The sequence below is a fragment of the Halomonas campaniensis genome (assembly GCF_002211105.1).
In the GTDB taxonomy this organism is placed as follows: Bacteria; Pseudomonadota; Gammaproteobacteria; order Pseudomonadales; family Halomonadaceae; genus Vreelandella; species Vreelandella campaniensis_A.
Genome location: NZ_JPUA01000018.1, coordinates 15,460 through 33,500, shown reverse-complemented (window position 1 = coordinate 33,500; position 18,041 = coordinate 15,460). Strand labels below are relative to the sequence as shown.

Here is an 18,041-nt window from a genome sequence, read left to right as displayed (position 1 = left end):
CGCTCACGAATACTCCAAATGATAACGGTGAGAAAGCCGCTGCTTAAAGTCTTTGACAATATGCATCGCTTCGCGCAGTAGATCGCGCTCCAGGGAAGAGAGGTTTTGCACTACAACGCGATTAGCGCGACTGCTGTTTTGGCCATTCGCTTCTTGAGCACCGCCAGGTGTCTCCAGCGCCGCTAGCTGCTGTTTGAGGCGCAGCTCGGAAAACAGCGCTAACGCCTCCCCCAAATCCTCTGCAAAACGACGATCCAGGCGACCATCGGCTGCCAGTGCATCCAAGCGGTCAAAGGTTGAGGTGGCTTTAATCCGACGCTCAAGCGCCATGGTACGTACGCCGTGTACAATCGGAAAAATACCGCCTTTCTTGATATCGATGCCGTGTTGGGGCTTTTTCAACGAGCCAAACAGCGTTAGCGGCGTCGAGAAACGCAGCGCCGTACGGGCAAAATAGGAGAGCAGCAGCTCATCCCCCGAGCAGCGATCGAACAGTTCATTACGGACGCTCTCAAGCAAGTGAGGGTTGCCCGCAACAGCATGGGCATCAAGCATAATCGCCAGCTTCATCAGGCTATCGCCATCCCGCTCCCTGGCCCACTTGGCAATATTGCCCTTCCACTGCGATACCGTGGCCACCCACTCAGGATTCGACACCATAATATTGCCCGGACACGGTGGGTAGCCCAGTTGAATCAGCGTATTGGTGAGCGTCTGCATATGGCTTGCCAGATCAGGCCACTGGGCGTCGTCGGCCAGGATCAAGCCGTTATCCTGATCCGTTTTGAGAATCTGCTCACCGCGCCCTTCGCTGCCCATCACCATCATGCAGCTCTGCTCCTGATAGCGCTCAGCAATGGTGAACTCCCAGGCCTTGCTTATAATGCGGCCATTCAGCGCGGCAAGCAGATCCATCGCAAAGCGCAGCTTAACGCCCTGGGCCATCAGCGCCTTGACCAGTTCCGGCGTACGCTGACTGGCTGCCGAAAGCGCCTCTAAACTGCTGGCTTGCTCTACCTGCAGGCTCACCACATAGCTGCGACTTGAGAAGAAGCTAAGCACATCGGTGAGCTCGACAACGCCCTTCAAGGCGTTTTGCTCCATCACCACCACCCGTGCCACTTTATGGCGGGTCATCAGTACCAATACTTCAAATAAGTACTGATCCGGCGCGGCGGTCACCAAGTTAAAGTGGGCGACTTCATCCACTGCTGACGTTACTGCGCTGCCTTTCAACACTAATGCGTTGAGCAGATCGGTTTTGGTTACCATGCCCAGCGTGTCCTGGGTCTCTACCAGCAGGCTGTCGGCGTGGCTCTCGTTGAGCTGTTTTACCGCGCTGGCAATATCGGTCGCCGCCGCCATCAGCAGCGGCTCACGCATACACTCGCTCACCTTGGCCAGCATAAAGCCCGCCATGGTGACGCCTCCCTCAGCACGCTTTTCGGTTAGCAGGCGAGCCTTATGGGTCAGCGACTGGCGAAAGAAATTGCTGAAATCGGGATAGTGGCGACACAGTTGCTGAAACAGCGCCTTCGGCAGTAGATAACATAGGCACTCCTGTTCAGCCTTGAACCGATAGCGGCTTTTACCATTGAGAATACTGATCGCGCCAAACAGATCCCCCGCCGTGTAGTGGCCAATACGTGAGGTGGACGAGGGTAGCGTCGGATCGATTTCAGCCACTTCGCCTTTATGAATCAGAAAGACAAACTCCCCCGCTTGGCCAGTCTCTAAAATGATTTCGTCACGATCAAAATAGGCAAGATCAATGCCACGGCGAATGTGGTCACGCCCCTCATCGTCAAGAAGCGTAAACGGCAGCTGGGATAGATCCACATCGACCATGGGGTTTAACCTCGTTCAACTAAAGGCGAACTAAAGAGTATGTAAGTCGTATTAAAAATGGCACTGCTTGATACTGATTCATATCGAAGGCGTCACTCCAGCGCTTCAAAAGAGATTGTCGATTATTATATGAAGGTGGCTGTACGGGTATAAAGGATTCACTTCCCAAGTAGCAAGTAGAACGTTGTTATACCTTTAGCTATCACGCTAAAGTCGAAGCGACTTTTGATACACGACCAAAGTATTGGCTTTTGCTAACCATTCTTCACGCAAAACTCAACGCATCTATTTAAAGTAGCCAATAACGGCTTTAATTTGCTCACTAGACTATCGTCCCATAGCTCTGCAAACGCCTTCAAATTTCGCTTAAACAGCGCCTAAAAACTCATATTTTCAATAGCATGCAGTTCATGAACAGTCATTTCGATGTTTATTGATACCAAAGTCTGGGATTTATTTTTTGACGTTTATTGCCCAGTATTAACAATGAGTCATGCAGGGTAATCGCACGTCACTAACTAACTCGACATTGCATATCGAATAATAAGGTGACGTGCCAACAGGAACTGGCTCACCACTCCTAACGATTGAGTGGCTTTAGACGTGCGATTGCCCTGATGGGTCACACGCTATTCCTCGTGAACTTTCCCAACCTTAAAAATCACAAGTGGAGAGCAACACAATGGCAGACGACAAAACCAATGCTGCTGAATACTGGAAAGCAAACGTCCGCTTAATTTTCGGATGCCTGGCCGTTTGGGCATTTGTTTCTTACGGATGCGCTATCCTCTTCCGCCCGCTGCTCGCCGGTATCCCGGTTGGCGGCACTGATCTTGGCTTCTGGTTTGCACAACAGGGCTCAATCCTAACGTTTATCGTGCTGATCTTCTTCTACGCCTGGAAGATGAACAAGCTCGATCAAAAATTTGGCCTTGGGGAGTAAGCCGGTATGAGCCAGTTTGCAATTAACTTACTGTTCGTCGGCGCCTCCTTTGCCTTATATATAGGCATTGCGATTTGGGCGCGCGCCGGCTCAACGAAAGACTTCTATGTCGCAGGTGGTGGGGTACACCCCATCACCAACGGTATGGCCACCGCGGCCGACTGGATGTCAGCGGCGTCGTTTATTTCCATGGCGGGTCTGCTGGCCTCGGGTGGCTACGCCAACTCCACCTTCCTGATGGGTTGGACCGGTGGCTACGTTATCCTGGCGATGCTGTTAGCCCCTTACCTGCGTAAGTTTGGCAAGTTCACCGTGCCTGACTTCATTGGCGACCGCTTCTACAGCAACACCGCTCGCCTGGTGGCGATCGTGTGCTTGATTGTGGCATCGGTTACCTACGTTATCGGCCAGATGACCGGTGCGGGCGTGGCGTTCTCGCGCTTCCTTGAAGTGAGCAATACCTGGGGTATCTGGTTAGCCGCGTTGATCGTTTTCCTCTACGCCGTATTCGGCGGCATGAAGGGCATCACCTACACCCAGGTGGCGCAGTACATTGTTTTGATCATCGCTTACACCATCCCAGCCGTGTTTATTGCCTTCCAATTGACCGGCAACCCGATTCCGATGTTCGGTATGTTCAGCACACATACTGAATCCGGGATTCCGCTGTTGGCTAAATTGGATGACGTGGTGAGCGCGCTGGGCTTCCGCGACTACACGGCCGATGTGGACAACAAGCTCAACATGGTGCTATTCACCCTGTCGCTGATGGTCGGTACTGCCGGCCTACCCCACGTTATCATTCGCTTCTTCACGGTACCGAAAGTCGCCGATGCGCGTTGGTCTGCCGGTTGGGCACTGGTGTTCATCGCCCTGCTCTACCTAACCGCACCCGCCGTTGGTTCGATGGCTCGCTTGAACCTGGCAACCACCGTCTACCCCGAGATGGCGGGGCAAGTCGAGAACTACGAAGAGGCTGCGCGAAACCCGATTCTCTACGAAGAGCGCCCAGACTGGGTTCGCACATGGGAAGAAACGGGCCTGATCAGCTACAACGATCTCAACAACGACGGCCGTATTCAGATGTATAATGATGCTGCCGACTACTCTGATCGTGGCTGGGAAGGCAACGAACTGACCGTTAATAACGATATCCTGGTACTCGCCAACCCGGAGATTGCCAATCTTCCCGGCTGGGTTATTGGTTTGATCGCAGCCGGTGGTATTGCGGCGGCACTCTCTACCGCAGCAGGCTTGCTGTTGGCAATTTCTTCTGCGATCAGTCACGATTTGATCAAAACAATGATCAACCCCAAGATCACCGAAAAAGGCGAGATGTTGGCAGCGCGAATCTCCATGGGTGGCGCGATACTACTGGCCACCTACCTGGGGCTTAATCCGCCAGGATTTGCAGCACAAACGGTGGCGTTGGCCTTTGGTATCGCCGGTGCTTCGCTCTTCCCAGCACTGATGATGGGCATCTTCTCCAAGCGGATGAACAACTCAGGTGCGATTGCCGGTATGTTGGCAGGCTTGATTTGTACGCTGCTGTACATCTTCACTTACCTGGGCTGGTTCTTTATTCCCGATACCAACACGCTGGCCAACACGCCGGATAACTGGATCTTCGGTATTTCGCCGCTCTCCTTCGGTGCCGTAGGCGCGATGATCAACTTCGCCGTTGCCTTCGCAGTCTCCAGAGTGACCGCTGCACCGCCGCAGGAAATTCAGGATCTGGTGGAAAGCGTTCGCTACCCGAAAGGTGCTGGTATGGCGATCGACCATTAAGTCATAATCCATCCGGGCGGCTTATCGCACTGTTGTGATGTCGCTTAGGAGTGACCTTACCATCGGGCTTCCTTAGGGAGGCCCGATGGCTTTTATAGATAGCTTTTATAAACGGCTTTTTGAAAGGATATTTTATGATATGGCATTTGATCGCCGCCGTTTTTGCAGGCCTGGCAGCCGCCGGGATTGGCCTGACACTGCGCGCTTTAAGCGGCAAACGTTTGCCCAAGTGGATAGTACCGGTGTGTGGGGGGCTGGGCATGCTGGGTTATCAAATCCAGGTCGAGTACAGCTGGTTTGAGCATAAGCAGGCGCAGCTTCCTGAGACCGCGACGGTCATTTCCACCGAAAGTGGCACGGCGGTATGGCGTCCATGGACTTTTGCCATTCCCATGACCACCAAGTTCAGCATGATCGACAGTGACAATATTCGCATGAGTGAGCAGGGTGGCGCCCGCTTGGCAGAATTTATCCTTTATCAGTTTGAACGCCACCACACCGATATTTTGATCACTCAGCCCTACTTACTCAATTGCGATAACCGCGAGTTGGTACCGCTGGATGAAGAGACCCGCGAACCGATTCTGGAAGAGATTCGCACGCTGCGCGAAACATCACCGCTGCTCAACAACGTTTGCACATAACCAAATAAATAGATAAATAAAAAGCCCGTGGTATAAACAAGCCGCTGGAATGGTCGTATAGACCCCTCCATTTCGCCTAGAATAAAGCCTTTTTTATTAGTGAACGATTAGCGGGTCGCAAACTCTGGCGGGGAGAAAGGCATGTTTCACGGCGGGCTACTGGTAGCGGTTTCGCTACTCTACATTGCCGTTCTATTCGGCATCGCTTGGTACGGTGATCGCCGTGCACGCACCCATGGCGCCACCCGTCGGCGCCCGATCATCTATAGCCTGGCGCTGGCCATTTACTGCACCTCGTGGACGTTTTACGGCGCGGTTGGCCAAGCCGCCACCGCGGGCTGGTCATTTGCGAGCATCTTCGTCGGGCCGATTTTGACATTTCTGCTCTTCTGGCCGGTGTTGGCCAAAATGATCCGCGTCGCCAAGCACCAAAACGTTACCTCCATTGCTGATTTTATTGCCTCCCGCTACGGCAAAACCCAGTCGCTGGCTGCCTTTGCCAGCCTGGTCGCACTCGTCGGCACCCTGCCCTACATTGCCCTACAGCTAAAAGCAGTTTCCACGACTTTTAGCGTACTCACCGATGCCACCGATGTGACCCATACGCCGCTATTTGGCGATACGGCCTTCTATGTGGCGATTGTGATGGCAATTTTCGCGATTCTCTTCGGCACTCGCCACACCGACGCCACCGAACACCATGAAGGCTTAATCCACGCAGTGGCGTTCGAATCGCTGGTCAAACTGCTGGCCTTCGTAATACTCGGCGCCTTTGTCACCTGGGGCATGTTTGATGGCCTGGGTGAGCTGATGGGGCACGCCGAAAGTCAGCTTGAGCTCCAGCGCCAGTTGGCCAACCAGGATTTTGGCCAGAGCTTCTGGGCACAAACGCTGCTGGCGATGCTGGCGATTCTGTGCCTGCCCCGCCAGTTCCATGTGGCGGTAGTGGAGAATATTCACCCTGACGACGCCACCAAAGCACGCTGGCTGTTCCCGCTCTACCTGCTGGCGATTGCCTTTTTTGTGGTGCCGCTCGCCGCCGCTGGTCTGCTGCTGTTTTCCGAAAGCGGCGTAGAGCCCGACACCTATGTGTTGGCGCTATCGATGGCCTCAGGCCATCAGTGGCTAACGCTGCTTACCTTTATCGGTGGCTTCTCGGCGGCAACGGGCATGGTGATTGTTGCCGCCGTAGCGGTGTCGATCATGATCTCCAACGAAATCGTGATCCCGGCGCTATTCCGGCTGCGCTGGTTTGATACCAAAGCCCGGGATTATGGACGTTTGGTGCTGCGCGCACGGCGCTTAACCATCGTTGCCGTACTGGCCATGGCCTACGGCTTCTATCAGTTGATTGCCGAATTCACCTCGCTGGCCTCGATTGGCATGCTCTCGTTCGCCGCCGCTGCTCAGTTCGCCCCGGCGCTGATTGGCGGGCTCTACTGGAAGCGCGGCAACCGGCTTGGGGTGATTGTCGGTATGAATGCGGGCTTCGCCATTTGGGCCTATAGCCTGCTGATGCCGGCGATGATCAACGCGGGCGTACTGCCCTCCGTTTGGCTTGACGGTGGCCCGCTGGGGCTTAACTGGCTATCGCCCACGACGCTGTTCGGCCTCAACTTGGGCGACAGCTTTACCCACGGTGTCATGCTCTCCCTCGGGGTTAACCTGTTCTGCTACATTTTTGTTTCCCAGGTCACTTCGCAGCGGGTGGTGGAGCGGATTCAGGCCTCGCTGTTTGTCGATAGCGTGGAGACACGTCAAACCTCGGTTAACCGCCCTTGGACCGGGGCGACTACCGTTGGCGATTTAAAAGTCCTCTGCGAGCGCTTTCTAGGCGCGGGTCAGGTGGATCGCGCCTTTGAAGACTACGCCCGTCGGGTGGGTAAACCGCTGGATGACGGCACCCGCGCCTCAATCGATATTATCCAGTTCACAGAGCGCTTTCTGGCCTCGGTGCTGGGCGCTTCATCGGCACGTATCGTGGTTAACTCGGCGCTTCAAGGGCGCGGCATCGGTATCTCGGATGTCATTTCGATTGTCGATGAGGCCTCACAGGTATTGGAGTTCAACCGGGCGCTGCTCCAGGCCACCATTGAAAACATTAACCAGGGTATCAGCGTGGTCGACCAGAACCTGCGCCTGGTGGTCTGGAACCAGCGCTATCTGGAACTCTTCCGCTTCCCTGACCATTTGATTCGCGTGGGTGCGCCCATTGATCGCATTTTCCGCTACAACGCCCACAACGGCGAGTATGGCCCCGGTGACCCGGAAGAGCACGTGCAGCTACTGCTCGACAATATCCGCGAAGGCCAACCCCACCGCTACGTGCGCTACCGCCAGGATGGCAGCGTGCTTGAGGTACAGGGTAACCCGATGCCGGGCGGCGGCTTTGTGTATACCTATCAGGATATTACCCAGCAGAAGCGTATCGAAGAGGCGCTGATTCGCTCGGAAAACAATATTCGTATCTACACCGACAACGTGCCCGCGCTGATTGCCTACTTCGACAAAGAGTGCCGTTACCTATTTACCAACCGCGCCTACGAGCAGGCGTTCAATATTGACCGTAACGCCGTTATTGGTCGCCGCTTTGAAGACGTGCTGCCGATAAAACAGGCAGAGGAGCGTGCCCCCTGGGTTAACCGCGCGCTTAACGGTGAGCGAGTCAGCTTTGAAGTCTCGCTGCGGGTCAACGAGGCCATGCGCTATATGCTGGTCACTTACACGCCGCACTTTGGTGACAGCCAGGCCATTCTAGGCTTCTTTGCGCTATATCAGGATATTACCGAACGCCGTCAGGCGGAGATTGCACTTAAAGAGACCAACGAAACCCTTGAGGAGCGTGTACGCGAACGCACCCAGGCACTCTCTGAAGCCAACGCGGCGCTGCGCCAGGAGAACCGGGTACGTGCCGAGGCGGAGCTTGCGCTGCGCCAGGCCAAGCAACTCGCGGAAGATGCCAACGCCTCGAAGACGCGCTTTTTGGCCGCGGCCAGCCACGACTTGCTGCAACCCCTGAACGCGGCGCGGCTATTTACCTCTGCGCTGATGCAGAACGTGACCACCACCGATACTCAGCGCATCGTTGGCCATATCGACAACTCGCTGCAGGCCGCCGAAGAGCTGCTAAGCACCCTGCTGGATATCTCCAAGCTGGACGCAGGCGCCTTAACGCCGCGGCGCAGTCACTTTGCCCTGGCCGACATTTTCCGTCCTCTACGCGCCGAATTTGAGGTGATGGCGGATGATCGGGGACTGGATTTAGACGTCGTGCCAACCCAGCTCTGGGTCGACTCAGATCCGCAAATGCTTCGCCGCATTGTGCAGAACTTCCTCTCCAACGCCATTCGCTATACCCAAGAGGGACGCGTACTGCTGGGCTGTCGCCGCCAAAATGGCTGGCTCTCCATTGAAGTATGGGACAGCGGCCCCGGCATTCCTGAGTCCAAGCTGACGGAGATTTTCCAGGAGTTCCGACGCTTGGATCAGGTTTCCCGCCATAAAGAGAGTGAGAAAGGGCTGGGCCTGGGGTTATCAATTGCTGACCGCATGAGCCGGGTGCTGAATCACCCCATAAAAGTCCGCTCGACGGTCGGCAAAGGCGCAGTTTTCTCAGTTAGTGTGCCGATCGTTACCGCCAGTGAAGCGAGCAGTGCCGAACTCGAGCCGCAGGCCCGGCGCGGCAGCCATAAGCTGAGCGGTACGCGGATTGTGTGTATCGATAACGAGACGCTGATTCTGGAAGGCATGACCGCCATGTTGAGCGGCTGGGGCTGCGAGGTGTTTACCGCCACCAGTATCGGCGGGGCCAAATCGATCCTACGCAATATGGATGGCGACCCTGACGCCATTCTGGCCGACTACCACCTGGATAACGAAGTCACCGGTTTAATGGCGCTGGAAGCGCTCAGCGAGCGTTTTGAGGGGGCGGTACCAGGGATTGTAATTACCGCTGACCGTACCGAGGCGGTGGCCGAAGAGATCAAACGGGCGGGCTATCAACTGCTGCTCAAGCCGGTTAAACCCGCGGCGCTGAGGGCGCTACTGACGCGCACGCTGCAGGCCAATCGTGCGGCGCGTTAAGCGCGCCGCGGTTGTAAGCAGGCGATGCTTGCTGTTGGCTACTGGCTTAGGAAACGACTTTCGGCGGTTCGACCTCGAGTTTCTGCGCCGCGATCACCGCTTGGGTACGCGAGTGCACGCCCAGCTTACGTAGAATCGCTGTTACGTGGGCCTTGATGGTCGCTTCAGAGACGCTCAGTTCGTAAGCAATCTGTTTATTCAGCAGCCCTTCGGTGAGCATATTCAAGACGCGGAACTGCTGGGGCGTCAGCGAGGCAATCGCCTCAGCAAAGCGCGACTCCTCTTCGCTGGTCTCTTCCAGCACGTTGGCTAACGCCTCTGGCAACCACACTTCGCCCTCCAGGATTTCTCCTACGGCCTCAGCAATTAGTTGTAGCGACGATGATTTGGGGATAAAACCCGACGCGCCGTAGTCAATAGCACGACGCACCACGTAGGGCTCATCGCTGCCGGATACCACCGCCACGGGAATATCAGGCATTTGGCCACGCAGTTGGATCAAGCCTGAGAAGCCGTGGGCTCCCGGCATGTGCAGATCGAGCAGAATCAAATCGGCATCTGGGTGGCGGTTCACCACGTCAGTGGTGGCTTCCATGGTATCCGCTTCGACAATTTCCGCCTGGGGGGCCAACTGGCGTAACGCTTGGGTCAGCGCTGCACGAAACAGCGGGTGATCGTCAGCGACGATAAACTTATGAGCTACTGCCATGGATATTCCTCCGGTTCCTCGAGCAGCGGGGTTGTCTGCCGCCGCGACGCTAGGCTCTTACGGTTGTGAAGCATGGTACCCCATGGGCTTCATCATGCCCAAGCATCACATGCACAATTTATAATAGATCGTTCATCCGAGTGAAACACGTATCTATAAACGCGTATCTATAAACACGACCGTGCCGACCTACTCAGGTCGGCACGGTTTTACGAGATAAACAGGCCTGATTAGGCTAAACAGCCTATAGCAGTGTCGCCCTTACTGATTGGCGCGGTGCTCAATCAACTCATCGACCACCGAGGGATCCGCCAGCGTACTGGTGTCACCCAAGCCATCACACTCGTTGGCAGCAATCTTGCGCAGAATACGGCGCATGATTTTACCCGAGCGGGTTTTCGGCAAGCCTGGCGCCCACTGAATGACATCCGGCGACGCAATCGGGCCAATATCCTTGCGCACCCACTGGGTCAGCTCTTTTTTGAGTTCATCTGTCGGGTCGATACCGTCATTCAGGGTGACATAAATATAGATGCCTTGTCCCTTAATATCGTGTGGGAAGCCAACAACGGCTGCTTCCGCAACAGCGCTGTGCGCTACCAGAGAGGACTCAATCTCAGCAGTGCCCATGCGGTGACCGGAGACGTTCAGAACGTCATCCACACGGCCTGTGATCCAGTAGTAACCATCTTCATCACGGCGACAGCCGTCACCAGTGAAGTACATGCCATCGTAGGTCGAGAAGTAGGTCTGGACAAAACGCTCGTGGTCACCCCAAATAGAGCGCGCCTGCCCCGGCCAGGCGTCAAGAATCACCAGATTGCCTTCGGTGGCGCCTTCCAGTTGTTTGCCTTCGTTATCGACCAGCGCGGGCTTCACACCGAAGAACGGCACCGTCGCAGAGCCAGGCTTAAGCGGCGTGGCGCCCGGCAGCGGGGCAATCATGATGCCGCCGGTTTCGGTTTGCCACCAGGTATCCACAATCGGGCATTTCTCGTTGCCGATAACGCGGTAGAACCACTCCCAGGCCTCCGGGTTAATCGGTTCGCCCACTGAGCCGAGCAAGCGCAGGCTATCGCGCTTGCTGGAGTCCATGACGTTTTCGCCATGAGCCATTAGGGCACGCACCGCAGTGGGCGCAGTGTAAAGAATATTAACGTTGTGCTTATCAACGATATCCCCCATCCGGCCATGGGTAGGATAGCTGGGCACGCCCTCAAACATTAGGGTGGTTGCACCATTGGCCAAGGGGCCATAGACGATATAGCTGTGCCCGGTGACCCAGCCAACATCCGCGGTGCACCAGTAAATTTCACCCTCTTGATAGTCAAACACGTACTGGTGGGTCATGGCAGCGTAGGTCAGATAGCCACCAGTGGTGTGCTTCAGGCCTTTAGGCGCACCGGTAGAACCGGAGGTGTAGAGAATAAACAGCGGGTCTTCGGCGCCCATGGCTTCCGGTTCACACTCGCTGGACTGTTTGTCGACCAGCTCGTCAAACCAGACATCGCGCCCCTCTTTCCAGTCGATCTCACCGCCGGTGCGCTTTACCACCAAGACGTTTTTGCACACATCAGTGCCGTCACGGGTCAGGGCGGCATCCACGTTCTCCTTCAGCGGCACGTGCTTGCCACCGCGCACCGACTCATCGGCGGTAATCACCAGCTTGGAGTCGGCGCCGATAACACGCTGGGCAACGGCGTCCGGCGAGAAGCCACCAAAGACAACCGAGTGAACGGCCCCGATACGCGAGCAGGCCAGCATCGCCATGGCGGCTTCGGGAATCATTGGCATATATAGTGTGACGGTGTCGCCTTTACCGATACCCAGCTCTTTCAGTGCGTTGGCCAACTGATTCGTACGTGCATAGAGTTCACGATAGGTAATGTGTTTGGAGTCGTCGGGATTGTCGCCTTCCCAAATGATCGCCGTTTGATCACCACGCTTCTCAAGATGGCGGTCAAGGCAGTTGGCACTGACGTTCAACAGGCCATCTTCAAACCAACGAATATCGACATTGTCACGCGCAAAGGAGGTATTTTTGATTTTAGTGGGCGCTTTAATCCAGTCCAGACGCTTGGCCTGCTCGGCCCAGAAGCCTTCCGGGTCGTCCATCGACTGCTGATACATGGCCTCATATTTGGCTTTATCGGCCCAGGCATTGGCGGCGAAATCATCGCGCACCGGATAGACGTTCTGTTGATCGCTCATAAAATTGCCTCTGTCCGTGAAAATGCACTCTCTAAGAAACTGTAGTCGATACGACTATTTATGGGGCCTAATTGACCATTATCGTAAGTATCGACTGCCATTAATGTTCCCCTAGCATAAACCTCCTCGCGCGGGCTTCCCTTTAGACATTGGTATTATCATTTTTTATTTTAAAAACAAAGATTTATAAACAAATTACGAGACGACTTCCGGCCTGTAGACCAAGGTCTTAGCGCAGTGTCGACAGCGGTAGCGACGCCCATTTACCACTAAAGCATGACGCCTCGGGGTAAATTGATGAAAGCGGCAATCGCACTGGTAACGATAAGGTGCGGACTGCGCCTGCTTAATATCAAATCGATGGGTAACACTGGGCACTAAACCAAAAAGATCGCGCATGACCGTTTTCCACTCGCGGCCGTGGGGTTTCAGACGTGGGCCATTGTCCAAATGAAATACCAGCCAGTGCGCCATTTCATGGGGAATCACCTCATCAAAAAACGCCGTGCGGTTTTCATTCAGCAGTACCGGATTAAAACGTAAACCGCCGTGGCCAAGGTGCGCCTGCCCGGCTGACGCGCCGCGCAGGTTAAACCACACTTTTGGCGCTGGCAGGGACGGGCACACTTCACAGCAGCGCTGCCATGCCTGCTCAACGCGAACCCGCGCGGCCTGGTGCAGCGCCGTTTCCGACATGGCTGCCAATTCAGCGGCAGGCCAAGGGGGCAGTGGTAATGTCTTCATTAGTGATAAACTAGCCGTTAAAGATAACCATTGATGAATGTTTGTATTAACGAGGCTTTACTCATGGCAGAGCGCAGCGATACGCCTGAAACGAACACGCCCCCGCAGCCACTGCTCGAGGATGAGCAGTTGGATAGATTGGACGACTTCCTCGATTCCGATCAAGTGGATGAAGACGCCCTGGATCTGATCTCCGCCCATGGTTTTTTAGTGGCCCTTGCGGTAGCCCCCAGCGAAGTGCCCACGACCCAGTGGCTGGCGGAACTATTCCAGGGTGAGCCGCGCTACGCCGACGATGCCGAGCGGGATGAGATTACCACCCTGCTCACGCTACTGCGCGACAATGCGGTGGCGGTACTCGAGCAAGGCGGCTTACCGGAACTCCCCTTTGAACTCACTCTGGGCGGTGAACCTGCCGAAGAGACGCCGATTGGCGATTGGTGTGCGGGCTTTATGGAGGGCGTCTTCAGCGACGAGAGCGCCTGGTTCCAGGACGATGAAGAGGCTGCCGCCACCCTGCTACTGCCGTTTATGCTGCTCTCTGGGCTGTTCGACGATGAGCCGGATATGGCCGAGCTGGCCAAGGATCAAGCGCGCCAGGAGTCACTGGTAGTACAGTTGCCGGAACTGGTGTTGGATCTTTACCTGCACTACCGCGTGCCCCAGGAAACGCCCAAACCCAAACCGCGCAAAAAAACGCCTGCAAAAGGCAAAAAGCGCTAGGTGCTTCGATAGAGACGTAGGTAAAAGCACGTAGGCATACGACGCTATTTAAGCCGCATTATCAGCGCGTCAAGCACACCATAGAGCCACTCCCGGACGCGCTGCCCCAAAGGCCGGGCCGCCCATGCCTCAGCATCAACCTCCTGGCTGGCGGCAAAGTTACGCTCAAACAGTTCGCGTACTTCGGCCGCGAGCTTCGGATCCTTCGCCTCTTGGTTGGCTTCTAGGTTCCAGTGTAAATTCCAGTGGTCAAAGTTACACGAACCAATACTCACCCACTCATCGGCGAGCACAAATTTGGCATGGATAAAGGTCGGCTGAAACTCAAAAATGCGCACTCCGGCCTTGAGCATGGTGTGATAAAAGCGCTGACCAGCAAAGCGAACGCTGGGATGGTCATGCTTTGCCCCCGGTAGCAATAAACGCACGTCAATCCCGCGGCGAGCGGCCCGAACCAAGCGCCGACGCAGCGCAAAAGTGGGCACGAAATAGGGCGTACACAGCCAGAGCCGTTCATTTACCTGGCTGACACGACGATGCAGCGAGTGGCGAATTGCTTGGTAGCGGTAGCCCCGTGCTGACATTGCCCGCCCAGGCACGCCATTGGGCAGCGCCTGTGGCTTGCGGGGCTGGGGGAGAGTCGCCGGACGTCGATCGCCCTTCTCCGCCCGGGTCAGGCGCGAATGCCACAGGCGCCGAAACAGCAGCTCCCAATCGGCCACTACCGGCCCTTCAATACGCAGCGCAATTTCGTACCAGGCGTTGAGAAACTCATCCACCGCGCCAAAGCCGCCGGTAAAGGCAAGCTCACCATCGATAACCACTATTTTGCGGTGATCACGGCTTAAGTTACGCGCTAAAGAGTGAAAGCCAATGGGATTAAAAAAGCGCAACTGCACGCCACCGTGCAGCAGCTTTAGACGATCAGCGCTGGAGAGTCCCATCGCGCCATAGCCATCCAGCAGCAAGCAGACGTGTACCCCTCGCTGGGCAGCCTCCATCAACACATCGCTGACTTGATCCGCCAACTCCCCTGACTCCATCAGGTAGAGTTCTACCAGCACATAGTGGCGCGCGGCCCTGACTGCCTCAAACATGGCTGGCAGAAAGCGCGCAGCCTCTGGCAGCAGCGTAAATTGATTACCTTCTCGCCACTCGTGCCGCATAGGTGCTCCTGGGTTGATGGCTGCCAACACGCTAGCGTGCTAATGAGCGATGCACGTACAAGTCGTAGCGGCTGGTTTTACCCTCGAGGGTGTGCTGTGGCGCGGGGCCCGCAATAGGTGGGGCCTTACGGGGGCGTTTAACCACTACCCGGTGAGTAGCCACATTCAGTGCGGCTTCAAGTAACCGTGGGGCATCGTTATCGTCACCAGCCAACTCCCGAAACAAGCGCATCTCTTTTTTCACCAGCGCCGATTTCTCACGATGGGGAAACATCGGATCCAGGTGTATCACCTGGGGCATAAAGTCCGCACTGGCGACAAGCGCCTCCAGAGCTTGAGCGCCATCGCCGTGACGCAGCGTCATCCGGGCAGCAATATCCGCCGTCTCGTTATGCCTCGAAGCGCGCTTCAGGCCATCCTCCAATAGCGCCGCAATCGCCGCGACTCGCTCAATTAACAATACCTGAGCGCCTAGGCTCGCCAACACAAAGGCATCACGCCCCAGCCCGGCGGTGGCATCGACAATGCTCGGTGTTACACCCTTGGTGAGACCACACGCCTTGGCGATCAGTTGGCCTCGCCCACCGCCAAAGCGGCGCCGATGGGCCGCTTTGCCCGCCACAAAATCAACCCTGAGCGGCTTGCCATAGCGTTTTTCATCACCGGCCAGCGCCAACCCTTCTTCGTCCCGAACCAAGCGCAGGCCGTCAGGCAGCACGATGCTCTCAACATCGCTCTCAACGTTGTTCGCAACAAGGCTCATGCGGGCTTTTTCCAGGCCACGTCGTTGCGCAGATAAACCGGCTGAACCAGGTGCGCGGCCTGCCCCAAACCAGCGGCAAAATCACGCGCCGCCAGCCACGCCATCTCTTCAGCGCGAGGCTCTAAATCATCCAAATGCTGGGGCATGCTGAGCTGCACATCGACAGTAAACTGCTCCCATAACGAAAAGCCGCTGCCCACGCCAACCCAGTCGGTTTCGTCGCCCGGTAGCCTCAGCCTCTGCGGGGCTAGTACCGCCTCGGCACTCATCGGCGTAATTGTATCGTTAAGACAGTGCCAGGTGGCGGCATACACCTCGCCCATGCGGGCATCCAGAGCGGTCACCACGTGGCGTAAGTGGTAGCGTCGATGGGCCTGAAGGGCCAGCGCCTCCAAGGTAGACACCCCCAGTAGCGGGCAGTCCAGGCCGAACGCCAGACCTTGGGCTGCCCCCGCGGCTATTCGCAGCCCGGTAAACGAACCCGGCCCGCGGCCAAAAGCCACGGCATCAAGCTGGGAAGGCGTTACCTGTGCGTCGGCAAGCACTTCATCCACCATCGGCAGCAGCCGACGGGTATGGGCACGGGGCGTCATCTCAAAGCGCGCCAGACACTCAGCGCCCGAGTCGCCTTGGCGCAGTAGCGCTGCAGAGCAGGCGCTGGAAGAGGCGTCAAGGGCAAGCAGATGTAACGGCATAACAAATGGCCACTCGAAAGAAAAGTTGCAGCATTATACCTTCGCCACGCTAATACGACGATGGCCCGCATTAAGCGGGCCATCGAAACAGGTAAAACGCTATGTATCAGCTAAGGGCTTCTTTTACCTGGCGGGTAATATCCGTCACGCTGCCCACGCCTTCAATGCGGTGATACTGAGGTGCATTCTGGGGATCCTGCTTGGCCCACTGCTGGTAGTAATCGACCAGCGGCGCCGTTTGATCGTGGTAAACCGACAGGCGATTACGCACCGTGGCTTCTTGATCATCCTCACGCTGTATGAGCGTTTCACCGGTAACATCGTCTTTGCCCGGCTCTTTGGGCGGGTTGTGCTCAACGTGATAAACCCGGCCCGATGCCTGATGCACACGGCGCCCTGCCAAGCGACTAACGATCTCTTCGTCGGGTACGGCAATTTCCACCACGTGATCCAGCTTAACGCCGCCCTCTTTCATGGCGTCGGCCTGGGGAATCGTGCGTGGAAACCCATCGAACAGAAAGCCATTTTCGCAGTCAGGCTGGCTGATGCGCTCTTTGACCAGGTCAATGATGATGTCGTCAGAGACCAGGCCACCGCTGTTCATGATCTCTTTTACTTTCAGGCCCAGCTCAGTGCCATCTTTAATGGCCGTGCGCAGCATATCCCCGGTGGAAATCTGAGGAATCTTAAATCGCTCGCAAATAAACTGAGCTTGAGTCCCCTTCCCCGCGCCGGGGGCACCCAACAGGATTAAACGCATGGCACTGCTCCTTGAAGTTCTTGGTATGAAAAAAGAGTTCGAAAAATGAGTATGTAAATTCTGTTAACTGACAATAACCGCGCCTCTCAAGCGACACAACTCCCCAAAAGCCTGAGAGACCCGCTTTTATTTCAATTTTTTTAAATTAAAACAGCTAAATGCCCTAAATCTACCACTTTGGTCGCCCTGCGAGAGATTTAGCAAGTCTTTAAGTTGAGTAAACACAAGCGGCGCCCCGAGGGGCGCCGCTTGTGAAAGCACATCGCTAACAGTTACAGCAGTAAGCGACGAATATCGGTCAGTACATCGGCCAGGAAGGCGGTAAAGCGTGCCGCATCGGCGCCATTGATCGCGCGGTGATCATAGGAGAGCGATAGCGGCATCATCAGGCGCGGCTGGAAGGCGCTGCCATCCCAAACCGGCTTCATCTGCGCTTTGGACACGCCCAGAATGGCCACTTCCGGCGCGTTAACGATCGGGGTAAACGCCGTGCCACCAATCGAACCGAGGCTCGAAATGGTGAAGCAGCCACCGGTCATCTCGTCGCGCTTGAGCTTTTTGGTCTGGGCTTTCTTGCCTAGCTCCGCCATCTCCTTGGCGATCTCGATCAAGGATTTTTGATCGGCGTTGCGTACTACCGGCACCATCAGACCGTCAGGCGTATCCACGGCAATACCGATATGGACGTAGTTCTTCCATACCAGGGTTTCACCGTCACCCTTCAAGCTGACGTTGAACTGCGGGAATTTACGCAGCGCAAAGGCGCAGGCTTTAACCATAAACGGCAGCGGCGTTAGCTTGGCGCCCTGGGCTTCCGCTTCGGCCTTCATCGCCTTGCGGAAAGCTTCCAGCTCGGTGATGTCCGCTTCGTCGAACTGCGTGACGTGGGGCACATTGAGCCAGCTGCGATGCAGGTTGGTCGCGCCCATCTTGAGCAGACGCCCCATGGGCTTCTCTTCCACTT

At 56.0% G+C, this 18,041-nt stretch carries 14 protein-coding genes; 5 read left to right on the top strand and 9 right to left on the bottom strand.

Features of this window, described 5'->3' with window-relative positions; translation table 11 throughout:
- Positions 1 to 3: 3 nt before the first annotated feature.
- A complete protein-coding gene (locus tag JI62_RS06640) occupies positions 4 to 1,848 on the bottom strand; it encodes a DUF294 nucleotidyltransferase-like domain-containing protein (RefSeq protein ID WP_088699406.1) in 1,845 nt (614 codons plus the stop codon).
- A 682-nt stretch (positions 1,849 to 2,530) separates the two neighbouring features.
- On the opposite strand from JI62_RS06640, the gene JI62_RS06635 reads away from it, so the two are divergent.
- The 4 genes from JI62_RS06635 to JI62_RS06620 all read left to right on the top strand — a co-directional run bounded on the left by JI62_RS06635 (position 2,531) and on the right by JI62_RS06620 (position 9,306).
- A complete protein-coding gene (locus JI62_RS06635) occupies positions 2,531 to 2,791 on the top strand; it encodes a DUF4212 domain-containing protein (protein WP_007113808.1) in 261 nt (86 codons plus the stop codon).
- Positions 2,792 to 2,797: 6 nt separating this feature from the next.
- Positions 2,798 to 4,579, top strand: coding sequence for a sodium:solute symporter family protein (locus JI62_RS06630; RefSeq protein WP_088699405.1), 1,782 nt, complete (start codon positions 2,798 to 2,800; stop codon positions 4,577 to 4,579).
- A gap of 134 nt (positions 4,580 to 4,713) precedes the next feature.
- Positions 4,714 to 5,223: a hypothetical protein gene (locus JI62_RS06625; RefSeq protein ID WP_088699404.1), complete on the top strand. Its 510-nt coding sequence runs from the start codon at positions 4,714 to 4,716 to the stop codon at positions 5,221 to 5,223.
- Positions 5,224 to 5,364: 141 nt separating this feature from the next.
- Positions 5,365 to 9,306 (top strand): hybrid sensor histidine kinase/response regulator, encoded by a 3,942-nt coding sequence (locus JI62_RS06620; RefSeq protein ID WP_088699403.1) that lies wholly within the window; start codon positions 5,365 to 5,367, stop codon positions 9,304 to 9,306.
- A 46-nt stretch (positions 9,307 to 9,352) separates the two neighbouring features.
- Here JI62_RS06620 and JI62_RS06615 read toward each other — a convergent pair whose 3' ends face one another.
- From JI62_RS06615 to JI62_RS06605, 3 genes are all read right to left on the bottom strand, one after another.
- Positions 9,353 to 10,015, bottom strand: coding sequence for a response regulator (locus JI62_RS06615; protein WP_088699402.1), 663 nt, complete (start codon positions 10,013 to 10,015; stop codon positions 9,353 to 9,355).
- 261 nt (positions 10,016 to 10,276) lie between these two features.
- Positions 10,277 to 12,226 carry an acetate--CoA ligase gene (gene acs / locus JI62_RS06610; RefSeq protein ID WP_088699401.1) on the bottom strand — a complete coding sequence of 650 codons (1,950 nt, stop codon included), beginning with the start codon at positions 12,224 to 12,226 and terminating at the stop codon, positions 10,277 to 10,279.
- A 195-nt stretch (positions 12,227 to 12,421) separates the two neighbouring features.
- Positions 12,422 to 12,970, bottom strand: a complete 549-nt coding sequence (locus JI62_RS06605) for a SprT-like domain-containing protein (protein WP_088699400.1) — start codon at positions 12,968 to 12,970, stop codon at positions 12,422 to 12,424.
- A gap of 63 nt (positions 12,971 to 13,033) precedes the next feature.
- Between JI62_RS06605 and JI62_RS06600 the strand changes: the two genes are divergently transcribed.
- Complete coding sequence (locus JI62_RS06600) at positions 13,034 to 13,693, top strand: YecA family protein (RefSeq protein WP_088699420.1); 660 nt, start codon at positions 13,034 to 13,036, stop codon at positions 13,691 to 13,693.
- A 44-nt stretch (positions 13,694 to 13,737) separates the two neighbouring features.
- On the opposite strand, the gene JI62_RS06595 is transcribed toward JI62_RS06600, so the two are convergent.
- The 5 genes from JI62_RS06595 to JI62_RS22855 form a co-directional block, all read right to left on the bottom strand.
- Complete coding sequence (locus JI62_RS06595; RefSeq protein ID WP_088699399.1) at positions 13,738 to 14,859, bottom strand: phospholipase D-like domain-containing protein; 1,122 nt, start codon at positions 14,857 to 14,859, stop codon at positions 13,738 to 13,740.
- A 31-nt stretch (positions 14,860 to 14,890) separates the two neighbouring features.
- Positions 14,891 to 15,622: a class I SAM-dependent methyltransferase gene (locus tag JI62_RS06590; protein ID WP_088699398.1), complete on the bottom strand. Its 732-nt coding sequence runs from the start codon at positions 15,620 to 15,622 to the stop codon at positions 14,891 to 14,893.
- Positions 15,619 to 16,317 carry a tRNA (adenosine(37)-N6)-threonylcarbamoyltransferase complex dimerization subunit type 1 TsaB gene (gene tsaB / locus JI62_RS06585; RefSeq protein WP_088699397.1) on the bottom strand — a complete coding sequence of 233 codons (699 nt, stop codon included), beginning with the start codon at positions 16,315 to 16,317 and terminating at the stop codon, positions 15,619 to 15,621. The genes JI62_RS06590 and tsaB overlap by 4 nt, the downstream gene beginning before the upstream one ends.
- 106 nt (positions 16,318 to 16,423) lie before the next feature.
- Positions 16,424 to 17,077, bottom strand: coding sequence for an adenylate kinase (adk, locus tag JI62_RS06580; protein ID WP_088699396.1), 654 nt, complete (start codon positions 17,075 to 17,077; stop codon positions 16,424 to 16,426).
- A 272-nt stretch (positions 17,078 to 17,349) separates the two neighbouring features.
- Positions 17,350 to 18,041, bottom strand: a 692-nt coding sequence (locus tag JI62_RS22855) for a 2-oxo acid dehydrogenase subunit E2 (protein ID WP_240513160.1), incomplete at its 5' end; no start/stop codon positions are given.